Source organism: Pseudomonas sp. Snoq117.2, from assembly GCF_900110545.1.
Taxonomy (GTDB): domain Bacteria; phylum Pseudomonadota; class Gammaproteobacteria; order Pseudomonadales; family Pseudomonadaceae; genus Chryseomonas; species Chryseomonas benzopyrenica.
Genome location: NZ_FOED01000024.1, coordinates 13,924 through 26,656, shown reverse-complemented (window position 1 = coordinate 26,656; position 12,733 = coordinate 13,924). Strand labels below are relative to the sequence as shown.

General features: G+C 65.1%; 13 protein-coding genes. 7 read left to right on the top strand and 6 right to left on the bottom strand.

Annotation, left to right across the window (positions count from 1 at the left end):
• A partial coding sequence (locus BMZ43_RS24950; RefSeq protein WP_177344864.1) for a group II intron maturase-specific domain-containing protein occupies positions 1-840 on the top strand: 840 nt, incomplete at its 5' end.
• A 148-nt stretch (positions 841-988) separates the two neighbouring features.
• Positions 989-1,858, top strand: a complete 870-nt coding sequence (gene trxA, locus BMZ43_RS24945) for a thioredoxin (RefSeq protein WP_093257585.1) — start codon at positions 989-991, stop codon at positions 1,856-1,858.
• 125 nt (positions 1,859-1,983) lie between these two features.
• Here trxA and BMZ43_RS24940 read toward each other — a convergent pair whose 3' ends face one another.
• On the bottom strand, positions 1,984-2,340 hold the full coding sequence (locus tag BMZ43_RS24940; protein WP_064308496.1) for a hypothetical protein: 357 nt from the start codon (positions 2,338-2,340) through the stop codon (positions 1,984-1,986).
• A gap of 122 nt (positions 2,341-2,462) precedes the next feature.
• On the opposite strand from BMZ43_RS24940, the gene BMZ43_RS24935 reads away from it, so the two are divergent.
• The 5 genes from BMZ43_RS24935 (at position 2,463) to BMZ43_RS24915 (ending at position 6,280) form a co-directional block, all read left to right on the top strand.
• A complete protein-coding gene (locus tag BMZ43_RS24935) occupies positions 2,463-3,014 on the top strand; it encodes a ZrgA family zinc uptake protein (RefSeq protein ID WP_064308497.1) in 552 nt (183 codons plus the stop codon).
• Positions 3,015-3,021: 7 nt separating this feature from the next.
• Positions 3,022-3,729 (top strand): ATP-binding cassette domain-containing protein, encoded by a 708-nt coding sequence (locus tag BMZ43_RS24930; protein WP_093257582.1) that lies wholly within the window; start codon positions 3,022-3,024, stop codon positions 3,727-3,729.
• Between the two features lies 1 nt (position 3,730).
• The gene (locus tag BMZ43_RS24925; protein ID WP_093257579.1) at positions 3,731-4,984 is read left to right on the top strand and encodes an ABC transporter permease; all 1,254 of its coding nucleotides are present in this window, start codon (positions 3,731-3,733) and stop codon (positions 4,982-4,984) included.
• Between the two features lie 16 nt (positions 4,985-5,000).
• Positions 5,001-5,495: a DUF3299 domain-containing protein gene (locus tag BMZ43_RS24920; RefSeq protein WP_017642604.1), complete on the top strand. Its 495-nt coding sequence runs from the start codon at positions 5,001-5,003 to the stop codon at positions 5,493-5,495.
• A gap of 95 nt (positions 5,496-5,590) precedes the next feature.
• The gene (locus tag BMZ43_RS24915) at positions 5,591-6,280 is read left to right on the top strand and encodes an OmpW/AlkL family protein (RefSeq protein ID WP_093257576.1); all 690 of its coding nucleotides are present in this window, start codon (positions 5,591-5,593) and stop codon (positions 6,278-6,280) included.
• A 91-nt stretch (positions 6,281-6,371) separates the two neighbouring features.
• On the opposite strand, the gene BMZ43_RS24910 is transcribed toward BMZ43_RS24915, so the two are convergent.
• The 5 genes from BMZ43_RS24910 to rplQ form a co-directional block, all read right to left on the bottom strand.
• Positions 6,372-7,301 carry an NAD-dependent epimerase/dehydratase family protein gene (locus BMZ43_RS24910; RefSeq protein ID WP_093257574.1) on the bottom strand — a complete coding sequence of 310 codons (930 nt, stop codon included), beginning with the start codon at positions 7,299-7,301 and terminating at the stop codon, positions 6,372-6,374.
• The gene (locus BMZ43_RS24905; protein WP_177344863.1) at positions 7,294-8,193 is read right to left on the bottom strand and encodes a sugar nucleotide-binding protein; all 900 of its coding nucleotides are present in this window, start codon (positions 8,191-8,193) and stop codon (positions 7,294-7,296) included. The genes BMZ43_RS24910 and BMZ43_RS24905 overlap by 8 nt, the downstream gene beginning before the upstream one ends.
• An 87-nt stretch (positions 8,194-8,280) precedes the next feature.
• A complete protein-coding gene (gene yccS / locus BMZ43_RS24900) occupies positions 8,281-10,485 on the bottom strand; it encodes a YccS family putative transporter (RefSeq protein WP_026083756.1) in 2,205 nt (734 codons plus the stop codon).
• A gap of 145 nt (positions 10,486-10,630) precedes the next feature.
• Complete coding sequence (locus BMZ43_RS24895; RefSeq protein WP_093257570.1) at positions 10,631-12,088, bottom strand: catalase; 1,458 nt, start codon at positions 12,086-12,088, stop codon at positions 10,631-10,633.
• A gap of 211 nt (positions 12,089-12,299) precedes the next feature.
• Entirely contained in the window at positions 12,300-12,689 is a 390-nt protein-coding gene (rplQ, locus tag BMZ43_RS24890; protein WP_007161227.1) for a 50S ribosomal protein L17, read from the bottom strand.
• Positions 12,690-12,733 lie beyond the last annotated feature (44 nt).

The following is a 12,733-nucleotide window of genomic DNA, read 5'->3' as shown; positions in this document are numbered from 1 at the left end:
GTCATACCTTGGGTCGAGCAATTCCTGTCAGTACGAGGGGTGAGCTTGTCCGAAGAGAAAACGCAGATAACCCACATCCTTCAGGGCTTTGATTTCCTAGGGTGGAATTTCAGGAAATACGTGCCGAAATCGCCTTACCGACGGACCAAGCTGTTTACCAAACCCTCGAAGAAGAACATCTCGACGTTCTATCGAAAGGTAAGGGACATAGTGAGATCCAGTGGGGCTCTGACTCAGGAAGAGTTGATCGGCCGTCTGAACCCGGTACTACGAGGGTGGGCTCAATACCATTCTCAGGCTGTTGCTAAAGCCACCTTCAAGAAACTAGATAACTTGATTTTCTGGTTGCTACGAAGGTGGGCGAAGCGCCGACACCCGAAGAAGCTAGCTACGTGGAGCTGGAACAAATACTTCCATTCCATCGGCGGGCGGAAACAGGTGTTCGCGCATCCCTATAGAGGCAAGAAGGGAGAGAGAAAGTATCGTGAGCTTTATGAGCTAGCGAAGACCGTAATCAAGCGCCAAAAGCGTCTATCAGGCGGGTACCACCCGTACGACGCTGCGCTTGAGCAGAAATGGGAAAAGCTAAGGGTCCAAAGGATGCAGCACAAGCTGCGTTTCAGGAAACAAATCCTAAGCCTTTACCGGCGCCAGAAAGGGAACTGCGCTCTGTGCGGTCACGCGATTACCAGGGAAACGGGCTGGGACGACCACCATGTCATTCGACGGGTGGACGGCGGCAAGGACACTCTGAAAAATCGCGTACTTCTCCATCCCAACTGTCACTCGCTGATTCACAGCCAGCGTAAACAAGTGACTCTGCGACACAGCGGTCTGTAATGATAGGATCGTTAGTCAACGTTGCCGGTCAGCCTCTGGGCTGACTTTTCGTAAGCTTGAGCCGTGTGCTGTGAAAGTCGCAAGCACGGTTCTTAGGGGGCTCCGGATCAGGAATGATCTGGGGCCACCCGCCTCTGCCGAGTCCGCCATGAGCCAGGTCCCCTACATTTTCGACGCTACCCTCGACACCTTCCAGCAACAGGTCATCGACGCCTCCTTCAGCACCCCGGTCCTGGTGGACTTCTGGGCCGAGTGGTGCGCGCCCTGTAAGGTACTGATGCCGCTGCTGGCCAAGATCACCGAGTCCTATGGCGGCGCCCTGCACCTGGCCAAGGTCAACTGCGACATCGAGCAGGAACTGGTGATGAGATTCGGCATCCGCAGCCTGCCCACCGTGGTGCTGTTCAAGGATGGCCAACCGGTGGATGGCTTCGCCGGCGCCCAGCCGGAGTCGGCCATTCGCACCCTGCTCGAACCCCATGTCCAGGCCCTGCCACCAGCCGAGGAAGATCCGCTGGACGCCGCCCAGGCGCTGTTCGCCGAGGGGCGTTTCGCCGAGGCCGAAGCCCTGCTCAAGCCCCTGCTGGAAGAAGACAACAGCGACGCCCTGGCGCTGATCCTCTATGCCCGCTGCCTGGCCGAGCGCGGTGAACTGGACGATGCCCAGGCGGTGCTGGACGCGGTCAAGGGTGACGAACACAAGCAGGCCCTGGCCGGCGCCCGTGCCCAGCTGACCTTCCTGCGCCAGGCCGCCAGCCTGCCCGAGGTCGCCGACCTCAAGAGCCGCCTGGCGCGCGATGCTGGCGACGACGAAGCCGCCTACCAGCTGGCCGTACAGCAACTGGCCCGCCAGCAATATGAACCGGCTCTGGATGGCCTGCTGGACCTGTTCCGCCGCAACCGCGGCTATGGCGACGACCTGCCGCGCAAGACCCTGGTGCAGGTCTTCGATCTGCTGGGCAACGACCACCCGCTGGTCGCCACCTATCGCCGCCGCCTGTACCAGGCGCTGTACTAGGCGCCTGTCGGCCCAGGCTGCATCACGCCTAATGCAGCCTTATCCACAGCCAGCGCCATCGTGATGCTGTGGACGGCCTGTAGCGTGGAAAACCGCCCAACGTTTTCCACCAACCTGCCCCAGCCTCACCCCTGCCAGATATAGAACTGCGCCTCGCCCACCCGCTCCATGCGCACCTGGGGGCTGTGCCTCAGCCGAACCAGCAGCTGCTTGGCCACGCCCAGATTGCCGGTCAGCTTTTCCAGGGCCACGAGGATGTCCGGTCCGCTGAGCCGCCCGGCGGAGCTGAGCAGTTTCACCACCTGGTCCCAGAGCATGTCACCGCCCGACTTGGGCCCGCTGGGGGCGGCAGCCACCGCCGCAGCAGGCAGGGACGCCGCCGTCGGCTGCAGGGCTGCGGCCAGGCGCTGCCAGTCGGCCTCGTCCAGTTCCACCGTGAGATCCACGGGCTGGCTGCCGATGGTTCCGCGAATGCGTACCATGGTGTTCTCCTCGTCGTGCAGAGGCCCATGCTCCCACAGCCACCGGCCGACGCCAAACCAAGGTTGCAGCGCGGAAAAGCAACAACATAACATAGCGCCTCTCCGTCCACTGGAAGACCACCATGCGCCTGCCTCTGCTGACCCTTTGCCTTGCTGCCGCGCTCGCCCAACCGGCCTTTGCCCATGGCACCCACGACGACCATGACGAACACGCGCATGGCGCCCTGGGTGCCCATGTGCACGGTGAATCCCACCTCGACCTGGCGCAGACCGACACGGGCCTGGAATTGCAGTGGCGCAGTCCGGCGGCCGATCTGCTGGGCTTCGAACATGCAGCGCGTAATCAGCAGGAACAGGCTGCCGTCGCCGCACTGCGACAGAGCCTGGAAAATCCCCAGGCGCTGGTGAAGCTGCCCGCGGCGGCCGATTGCCGGCTCACCGAAGCCAGCGCCATCAGTCCGCTGTTCGCCAAGGACGCCAACGCCAGCGGCCATCTGGATGTGGAAGCCACCATGAGCTTCACCTGCAGCAAGCCGACCGCCCTCGACAGCCTGGACCTCTCCGGCTGGTTCGCCCGCTTTCCCAACAGTCACAGTGTCGAAGTGCAGGCCATCGTCGCCAGCGGCCAGCAGGGCGCCGAGCTGACGGCTCAGCAACCGCGACTGAAGTGGTAGGACGGCCATGAGTACCGCGCCCCTGGTCGAGATCCGGGACCTTGGCTTCGCCTGGCCCGGCCAGGCGGAATGCCTGGACATCCGGCACTTCCAGCTGGCACCCGGCGAGGCGCTGTTTCTCGAAGGGCCCTCGGGCAGCGGCAAGACCACCCTGCTCGGCCTGCTCGGCGGCGTGCAACGGCCGAGTCGCGGCCAGGTGCGCCTGCTCGGTCAGGACCTGGGAGCGCTCGCCACCGCCCGGCGCGACCGCTTTCGCGTCGACCACACCGGCTTTCTCTTCCAACAATTCAACCTGCTGCCCTTTCTCTCGGTGCTGGACAACATCCTGCTGCCCTGCCAGTTCTCGGCACTGCGCCGCGCCCGTGCCCGTGCGCGGCATGGCGATCCTCAGGCCGCGGCCCTGACCCTGCTCCGCGCCCTGGGACTGAGCGATCCCGACCTGCCCCGCCGTCTGGCCCGCGAATTGTCCATCGGCCAGCAGCAGCGGGTCGCCGCCGCCCGCGCTCTGATCGGCCAGCCGGAACTGGTGATCGCCGACGAGCCCACCTCGGCGCTGGATACCGATCACCGCGACGCCTTTTTGCAGCTGCTGTTCGCCGAATGCGCCGCGGCTGGCGCCGGCCTGCTGTTCGTCAGCCACGATCGCAGCCTGGCAGGCCATTTCGACCGCCACCTCACCCTGGCGCAGCTCAACGCCGCCCGCCCGGAGACCTAGGATGCCCCTGCTCCAACTGGCCTGGGCCAGCCTGCGCAATCGCCGCGCCACCGCCCTGCTCACCGTCTTCACCATCGCCGTCTCGGTGGCCCTGCTGCTGGGCGTCGAGCGGCTGCGCACCGAGGCCAAGGCCAGCTTCGCCAGCACCATCGCCGGCACCGACCTGGTGGTGGGCGCCCGCTCCGGCGCGGTCAACCTGCTGCTCTACTCGGTGTTCCGCATCGGCAACGCCACCAACAACATCCGCTGGGAGAGCTACGAGAAGCTCGCCGCCGATCCCCGCGTCGCCTGGACCATCCCGCTGTCCCTTGGCGACTCCCACCGCGGTTACCGGGTGCTGGGCACCGACGGCAACTACTTCACCCACTATCACTACGGGCGCAACCAGCCGCTACGCCTGGCCCAGGGCCGGCCCTTCAAGGACGTCTTCGAGGTGGTGCTGGGCGCCGAGGTGGCCAAGGCGCTGCACTATCAGCTGGGCGATAAGCTGGTGCTGGCCCATGGCGTCGCCACCATCAGCCTGACCGAGCACAGCGACCATCCCTTCACCGTGGTCGGCATCCTCGCGCCTACCGGTACCCCGGTCGATCGCACCCTGCACATTCCGCTGAGCGGCATGACCGCCCTGCACCTGGACTGGCGTGGCGGCATGCCCGGTCCCTCGCTGAGCGACGCCGAGGTGCGCCAGCGCGATCTCACCCCTGAGGATCTCACCGCCGCCCTGGTCGGCCTCAAGAATCGGGTAGCCACCTTTGCCGTACAGCGCGCGGTCAACAGCTATACCGGCGAGCCCTTGCTGGCGATCCTGCCCGGGGTGGCCCTGCAGGAACTTTGGGGCCTGCTCGGCACGGCGGAACAGGCGCTGCTGGTGATGTCGCTGTGCGTGGTGCTCACCGGTCTGGTGGGCATGCTCACCGCGCTGCTCGCCAGCCTCAACGAACGGCGCCGGGAAATGGCCATCCTGCGCTCGGTGGGAGCCCAGCCGCGCCATCTGTTCGGCCTGCTGCTGGCCGAAGCCCTGGCGCTCACTCTGGCCGGCTGTCTGGGCGGACTGGCGCTGCTCTATGGCGCCATCGCCCTGGGCCGGCCCTGGCTGCTGGCGGAATACGGTCTGGCATTGCCGCTGGACTGGCCCTCGCTCTACGATGGGCAACTGCTCGGCGGCATCCTGCTCGCCGCCCTGGTGCTCGGTTGCATCCCAGCCTGGCGCGGCTGTCGCCAGGCCCTCACGGACGGGTTGTCCGTGCGCTTGTAGACGAGGCTTCCACCCCATGCGCCTGGCGCTTTTGCTGTTGCTCTGCTGGCTGTCCTGGGCCCAGGCCGAACCCCGCCAACTCGCCTGGCGCGAACTGGTACCGGCCGATGCGCCGCGCTTCAATCCCGGCAGCATCGACCACGGCCTCGGCGAAGACGGCCCCGCCGCCAGCCAGCCCTGGCCGGATGCGCCGACAGTGGCCGCCCTGGATGGCCAGGAGGTGCGCTTGCCGGGCTATGTGGTGCCGATCATGGTCACTGACGAGGGCGAGGTCACCGAATTCCTGCTGGTTCCCTACTACGGCGCCTGCATCCATGTGCCGCCGCCCCCGGGCAACCAGATTGTCTACGTCAAGGGCAGCCATGACCTCTGGCTGTCCAAGCTGCACCTGCCCTACTGGGTGGAAGGCCGCTTGGGCGTGGGCAGCCAACGCAGCGAGGTGGCCGTCGCCGGCTACTGGCTGCAGGCCCAGCGCATCCAGCCCTACATCCTCAAGGGCGACGGCTCCTGAGGGATCTGCCCTGCGCTTGAGCGAGATCAAGAGTCCGCCGTTTCAGCTTCGCTAGGCTGCTCCCAGCCCTTTTCCATGCCTTCGGAGCCCTCGCCATGCGTCCCCTCTTCCGCCTCAGCCTGCTCGCCCTCGCCCTGGCCGCCCCTCTCGCCCAGGCCCACCAGGCCGGCGACATCATCCTGCGCGCCGGCGCCATCACCGTGGATCCCCACGAACGCAGCTCCGACGTCAAGATCGACCGCGGCGCCCTGAGCGGCGCCAATCTCGGCGGCAAGGCGAGCATGGACAGCGACACCCAGCTGGGCCTCAACTTCGCCTACATGCTCACCGACCACCTGGGCGTCGAACTGCTGGCGGCCACGCCCTTCGAGCACCAGGTCAACATCAAGGGCACCGGGCTGGACGCCGCCAACGGCAAGCTGGGCAGTCTCAAGCACCTGCCGCCGACCCTGAGCCTGGTCTACTACCCCCTGGACGCCAAGACGACGTTCCAGCCCTATGTCGGCGCCGGCCTCAACTACACCTGGATCTATGACGAGCACGTCGGCAGTGGTGCCAGCGCGGCCGGCTTCGATAACTTCCGCGCCGACAATTCCTGGGGCTGGTCCGCCCAGGTTGGTGCCGATCTCATGCTCACCGACCGGGTGATGCTCAACGCCCAAGTCCGCTACATCGACATCGCCACCACCGCCCACGTCGATAACACCGCCCTCGGCGCTCGGGCCAAGGTCGATCTGGACGTGGACCCCTGGGTCTATATGGTCGGCCTGGGCTATCGCTTCTAGCTCACCGCCAGCCACTCGCGCCGTAGGTTGGCGCTGAGACAGCTCCAGCGTCGCAGCCCAAGAGACCGGGGCTTGCCCCCGGCCTCGCCCGCTAGTCCCGTAGCAGCGCCGCCAGCCCCGTGCCCATGCCTGTGGGCTGGCTGAAATCGAAGCGCTCGCGCAGACGACGGTTGTCCGCCTTCGAATGGCGGATGTCCCCCGCCCGCGCCGCACCATGGGTCACCGGCGGCAGGCCACCCAGCACCTGGCCGATCTCCGCCAGCAGCCCGTTCAGGCTGATGGTCTCGCCGCGCCCCACGTTCACCGCCCCCGCCGCTACCGCGGGGGCCTCCAGCGCCTGCACCAGGATGCCCACCAGATCGGCCACATAGACGAAATCGCGGGTCTGCTCGCCGTCGCCGAACACCGTGATCGGCGTCTGCCGGCGAGCGCGCTCGGTAAAGATGCTGATCACCCCCGAATAAGGCGAAGAGGGATCCTGACGCGGGCCGTAGATGTTGAAGAAGCGGAAGATCGCCGGCTCCAGGCCGTGCTCGCGGCGATAGAAGTCGAAGTAGTACTCGCCGGCCAGCTTGTCCGCCGCATAGGGCGTCAGCGGTGCCTTGGGCAGCTCCTCGTCGATGGCCTGGCCCTGACCGTTGGCACCATAGACCGCCGCGCTGGAGGCATAGATCACCCGCTTGATCGCGGCCTTGCGCATGGCCTCGCACAGATTCAGGGTGCCAATGAAATTGGCCCTGTGGGTGCCCACCGGGTCTTCCACCGAGGCCTGCACCGAGGCCACCGCGGCCAGGTGCACCACCGCTGCGCAACCGGTCACCGCGGCTTCCAGCGTCGCGGCATCGGCCACGTCGCCCACCCGCAGCTCGATACGGTCGTTGTCCAGCTGCAGATTCTCGCGCTTGCCGGTGCTCAGATCGTCCAGTACCCGCACCCGCCGGCCCCGCGCCAGCAGCGCGTCGGCCAGGTGGGAGCCGATGAAACCGGCACCGCCAGTGATCAGAATGGGCGCATCACTCATCGAAACCTACCTCGTCCTGCCGAAAGCCCTGCAACAGCGCGGGCAGCTCCTGCTGCCAGCGCCGCGCCTTGATTCCAAAGGTGTTGAGCAGCTTGCGACTGATCAACACCCCCTGTTGTGGCTCTTCCGTGGCATCCGCCCGCTCCAGGTGCGTCACCTCCTGCCATTCGCAGCGCACCGGCCGGTCGAATTCCTGCCAGAGCTGGGCGACGGTCTCGGCCAGACCCAGCTCCGACACCGCCTCCTGGGCGCCGTAGTGATAGGTCCCCCAGAGCGGCGCACCACAGTCGAGCTGCTTGACCACGGCCAGCAGCACCCGGGCGGCATCGCCCACGGTGGTCGGGTTGCCGCGCCGGTCGCCCGCCATCGGCACCACCTGCTCGGTACCCAGCTGCCGCAACAGACGCCCCAGGCGACCGTCGCAGGAGTCGTCGAGGACCCAGCCCAGGCGCAGCAGGATGTGCATCGGGCACAGCGCCCGCACCAGCTGCTCGACCCGCCAGAGCGCCTCGCCACGTGCGCCCGGCGGCCGCGGAAGATCCTTTTCACTATAGCCGGCCACGCGCGAGCCATCGAAAAGCTGATAACTGGACGGTTGGATCAGCGGAATCTGATAGTGCTGGCAGAGGCCGGCCAGGCGTTGCACGGCCAGCGCCTGGCGCTGCATCAGCGCCGGATCGAAGTCCGCCGCCTGCAACCAGTCGCGGTAATAGGCGAGATTGATCACCGCCCCCGGCCGTACCTGGTCGAGCACCTGGGTCAGCCCGGCGGCGTACCAGCCCTCCGCGGGAGTCTCGGGGGCGACGAATTCGATGCCCGCTTCGGCACCGGCGGCGAGTAGCGCCTTGCCCAGGGCGCTCTCCCCGCCCACTACTAGAAGACGCATACGCATGTGTTGGAACAGCCTTCAAACCAGCATAAACAGGCGTCGAAAGATTCGACGGACATCGGTCAACATAGCGCGTCGCGCCAACCTTGCTCAAGCATCGGCGGTACCCGCTGCCGGTTGCTCGCGGCTTTGTTCGCGCAGGGTATGGTTGGCGGCGCTTTTGAGATTGGGCAGCAATCGGCAGATCAGCGCCAACTGGGTACACACCAATCGGTAGCCATCATCGTTGTCCTCGGCCGCGGCTTCCAGTTCGTCGGCCAGGCTGCTTTCCTCTTCGGCGGTCGGCGGCAGACTACGCCGCTCCGCCACCGCGGCGGCAATGGCTTCCATGCCCTCGGCGATCCGGGTCACGGCACGCTCCACCAGGGCATCGTGCTCGGCCGCCTCCAACTGTCGGCGATGGGCGCCCAGGGCCGACAGATAGCCCAGCAGGGTGTTGGACAGCGCCAGATAGCGAAAGCCCGCTTCCAGGTTACGGCGGAAATGCCCGGGATCGCGCAGCATGTTGGCCAGTGCGGCCGACAGCGTCGCATCGGCATTGTGGGCGTTGCGCCGCGCCACGCGGTAGTCGAGATCGTCCCGCTTGCCGGTCCGGTACTGCTCGTGCAACCGGCGCAGATAGAGTGCATTGGTGCGCAGGGTATTGGCCATCACCTGATGCAGTCGCCGTCCCTGCCAGTCCGGCAGGACAAAGAACACCGCCAGTACCGCGATCAGGCAACCCAACAGGGTATCCAGCAACCGCGGCCAGATCAGCATGAAGCCATTGCCTACCTGGTTGAAGCAGAACAGCACCATCAGGGTGATGGCGGCGGTGGCGATGGTGTAGCGATCCGTCCGGGTGATAAAGAACACCAGGCCGGCGACCAGCGCCATCAACAGCTGGATCTCCGGCTGACCGAACAGCTCCAGCAAGGCGCTGCCCAGCAACAGGCCGATCACCGTACCGACGATCCGCTGCACCAGCCGCACCCGGGTCGCCCCGTACTGCGGCCGACAGACGAACACCGTGGTCAGCAGGATCCAGTAGCCGTTCACCGGGTGGATCAGGTGCAGCACGCCATAGCCGGCCATCAGCGCCAGCGCCAGGCGCAGGCCATGGCGGAACAGCAGCGAGGTCGGGGTCAGCTGCAGGCGGATGCGCTGGAACACCTCGCGCAGGGAGCGCGCCGCCGGATCCAGCAGGCTGGTGTCCAGATCCGCCGCCCCCGAGTCGCTGTTGCCCGCCTCGGAGAATTGCCGCTCCAGAGTCGAGAGATTGTGCCCGAGCAGGTCCAGGGAGCGCAGCAGACCGCGCCAGCGCGGATTCTGCTGCTGCTTGAGATACTCCAGCGAGGCCTGCAAATCGGTCAGCCCCTGCTGACTCTGCTGGCCGTATTCGAAAGGCTGCCCCAGACGAATCGCCTCGCCCATGTTGTGGCAGGCATTGGCCTGCAGCTTGAGCAGGCGCTGACAGCGAAACAGGATGTCGCTATGGAAGAAGGCCTCGGTCAAGGCGCTGTAGGGATAGTGCGAGGAACTGGCGCGCTCGTGGATGTCCTGCGCCATGAAATAGAGACGGAAGTAGCGCCCCGAGCGCGCGCCAGGCCGTCCCGAGCGGCCGAAGCGATTGAGGATGGTCGCCTTGGCCTGGTTCAGCGCCTGCACCACCTTGCCGTTCTGCTGCGCCAGCAGCACGCGGCGCCGATGCAGATCCACCCCGCGTACCGGTTCGAGCATCTCGGCCTTGAGCCTGAGCAGAATCTCCAGTTCGCCATAGAGGGCGGACAGATTCTGCCGCACCGGCTGATGGGCGAACAGCGCGCACCAGAGCACCGAAAGCAGGCCGTACCACAGCGCACCGGCCAGCAGGTGCGCTGGCTCGTACCACAACGGCACCTGGGCGCCGAGGCGCTGATCCACCCCGATCATGGCGTAGATCGACAGGATCACCGTGGCCTGGGCGATGGATGCATAGCGCTCGCCGATGGCGCCCAGCATCGTCAGGCTGAAGGTGGCCAGACCCAGGCCGACCACGAAGATCCAGGGATAGGGAAACAGCAGCTCGACCGCGAAGGCCGCCACCGTGAAGCACAGCAGCGTCACCGCCAGCGACTTGAGTCGCCCCAGCCAACTGTCGTCGGTTTCCGCCAGGGCGCTGGCGATGATGCCGAGAAACACCGGCGACAGCGCACGCAGATCCCCCAGCGACCAGCAGACGGCCATGGCGCCGCTCAGGGCGACAAAGACGCGAACGCCATAGCTGGCCTTTTCGTGCGCCCAGAGCTGGCGCAAAGACACTCCAAACACAGTCATGACGGGAGAGCGAGCCTCGTGTTTTCGCGCTTGATGCGAACCTTAGCACTGCGACGTCGCAAGCGGCGTTCGAGACAGCCTTTCCCGCACTTTTTTGACGGACGAAGAAAACCCGGCATTCGCCGGGCTTCTTCCTATCCCTGGATCAGGCCACTTCGCTGGGATCTATCCCCAGGCCCTTGGCCACGCCCATGCCATAGGCGGGATCGGCCTTGAGGAAGTGACCGATCTGCCGCAGTTGCACATCACGGGTCACAGAGCCCAGGGCGCCGACGATGTTGCCGATCAGCAGTGCTTGCTGGTCGGCATTCATCAGGCGGAACAGCGCGCCGGCCTGACTGAAGTAATCCTCGTCCACCCGGTGATCGTAGCGATCGGCGGGGCCGGCGAAGTTCAGTGCCGGTTCGCGATACTGCGGCGCCTGCTTGGGCGTATGGCCATAGCTGTTCGGCTCGTAGTTCGGCTGCGAACCGCCATTGCCATCGAAGCGCATGGCGCCATCGCGCTGATTGTTGGCGTAGGGGCAGCGCGGTGCGTTGACCGGTAGCTGCTGATAGTTGGTCCCTACGCGATAGCGCTGGGCGTCGGCATAGGCGAACACCCGGCCTTGCAGCATGCGATCAGGCGACAGCCCTATGCCCGGCACCACGTTGCTCGGTGCGAAGGAGGCCTGCTCCACCTCGGCGAAATAGTTCTGCGGATTGCGGTTGAGCTCCAGCATCCCGACTTCCTGCAGCGGATACTGCTGCTGCGACCACACCTTGGTCACATCGAAGGGATTCTCGGCGCGACCGGCTGCCTCCTGCTCGCTCATTACCTGGATGCACATCTTCCAGCGCGGCAATTCACCGCGCTCGATGGCCTGGAACAGGTCACGCTGGCTGTAATCCGGATCGGTACCGGCCAGCCGTGCGGCCTCGGCCGGTGCCAGGTTCTTGATCCCCTGCTGGCTCTTGAAGTGAAACTTCACGAAGTGCCGCTCACCCTGGGCATTGATCAGGCTGAAGGTGTGGCTACCGAAACCGTGCATGAAGCGATAGCCATCTGGAATGCCGCGATCCGAGAAGAGGATGGTCACCTGATGCAGGGATTCGGGCGACAGCGACCAGAAGTCCCACATCATCTGCGGACTCTTCAGGTTGCTCCAGGGATCGCGCTTCTGGGTATGGATGAAGTCCGGAAACTTGAGCGGATCGCGGATGAAGAACACCGGGGTGTTGTTGCCGACGATGTCCCAGTTGCCTTCTTCGGTATAGAACTTCAGGGCGAAACCCCGGGGATCGCGCTCGGTATCCGCCGAACCGCGCTCACCACCCACGGTGGAAAAGCGCAGGATGGTCTCGGTCTGCTTGCCCACACTGGCGAACAGCTTGGCGCTGGTGAGATGGGTGATGTCCTGGGTGACGGTAAAGGTACCGTAGGCCGCGGAGCCCTTGGCATGAACGCGCCGCTCGGGAATGACTTCACGGTTGAAGTGCGCCAGCTTCTCGATCAGATGGAAGTCGTCGAGCAGCAGCGGACCGCGCGGACCGGCGGTGCGGGAATTCTGGTTGTCGGCTACCGGAATGCCGCTGGCAGTGGTGAGGATCTTGGTATCGGTCACAGGTATCTCCCTCTGGAAAGCGTTGGCTGATCGCCTGAGGGAAGTATCGCCGGGGTGATACTTTAGGACTAATTTATTGATCCTAGCATCCTGATAGAAAAACCTGAGTCGCAAGATCCTACTGTCTGGACCTGAGCAGCGTCTTGCCATAGCCAAAAGGCGGGCATGAAAAAGCCGGGCAAGAGCCCGGCTTTTTCCAGAACGCAGCTACTTATTCAGCAGCCTGTTCCACGGTACCGCCGACCGGACGGTCGATCAGCTCGACATACGCCATGGGCGCATTGTCGCCAGCGCGGAAGCCGCACTTCAGGATACGCAGGTAGCCACCCGGACGGTTGGCGTAGCGCTTGCCCAGGTCGTTGAACAGCTTGCCGACGGCAGCTTTCGAACGGGTACGGTCGAAAGCCAGGCGACGGTTGGCGACGCTGTCTTCCTTGGCCAGGGTGATCAGCGGCTCGGCAACGCGGCGCAGTTCCTTGGCTTTCGGCAGGGTAGTTTTGATCAGCTCGTGCTCGAACAGCGACACAGCCATGTTCTGGAACATGGCCTTGCGGTGTGCGCTCGTGCGGCTCAGATGACGACCACTTTTACGATGACGCATGATTGAAATTCCTTCCCAAACTATCGTTCGGTGAACAATGACGA

What these genes read in the sequence shown, in the direction of transcription:
- trxA (WP_093257585.1), top strand. Translation starts at nt 989, where the DNA reads ATGAGCCAGGTCCCCTACATTTTCGACGCTACCCTCGACACCTTCCAG.
- BMZ43_RS24940 (WP_064308496.1), bottom strand. Translation starts at nt 2,340, where the DNA reads ATGGTACGCATTCGCGGAACCATCGGCAGCCAGCCCGTGGATCTCACG.
- BMZ43_RS24935 (WP_064308497.1), top strand. Translation starts at nt 2,463, where the DNA reads ATGCGCCTGCCTCTGCTGACCCTTTGCCTTGCTGCCGCGCTCGCCCAA.
- BMZ43_RS24930 (WP_093257582.1), top strand. Translation starts at nt 3,022, where the DNA reads ATGAGTACCGCGCCCCTGGTCGAGATCCGGGACCTTGGCTTCGCCTGG.
- BMZ43_RS24925 (WP_093257579.1), top strand. Translation starts at nt 3,731, where the DNA reads ATGCCCCTGCTCCAACTGGCCTGGGCCAGCCTGCGCAATCGCCGCGCC.
- BMZ43_RS24920 (WP_017642604.1), top strand. Translation starts at nt 5,001, where the DNA reads ATGCGCCTGGCGCTTTTGCTGTTGCTCTGCTGGCTGTCCTGGGCCCAG.
- BMZ43_RS24915 (WP_093257576.1), top strand. Translation starts at nt 5,591, where the DNA reads ATGCGTCCCCTCTTCCGCCTCAGCCTGCTCGCCCTCGCCCTGGCCGCC.
- BMZ43_RS24910 (WP_093257574.1), bottom strand. Translation starts at nt 7,301, where the DNA reads ATGAGTGATGCGCCCATTCTGATCACTGGCGGTGCCGGTTTCATCGGC.
- BMZ43_RS24905 (WP_177344863.1), bottom strand. Translation starts at nt 8,193, where the DNA reads ATGCGTATGCGTCTTCTAGTAGTGGGCGGGGAGAGCGCCCTGGGCAAG.
- yccS (WP_026083756.1), bottom strand. Translation starts at nt 10,485, where the DNA reads ATGACTGTGTTTGGAGTGTCTTTGCGCCAGCTCTGGGCGCACGAAAAG.
- rplQ (WP_007161227.1), bottom strand. Translation starts at nt 12,689, where the DNA reads ATGCGTCATCGTAAAAGTGGTCGTCATCTGAGCCGCACGAGCGCACAC.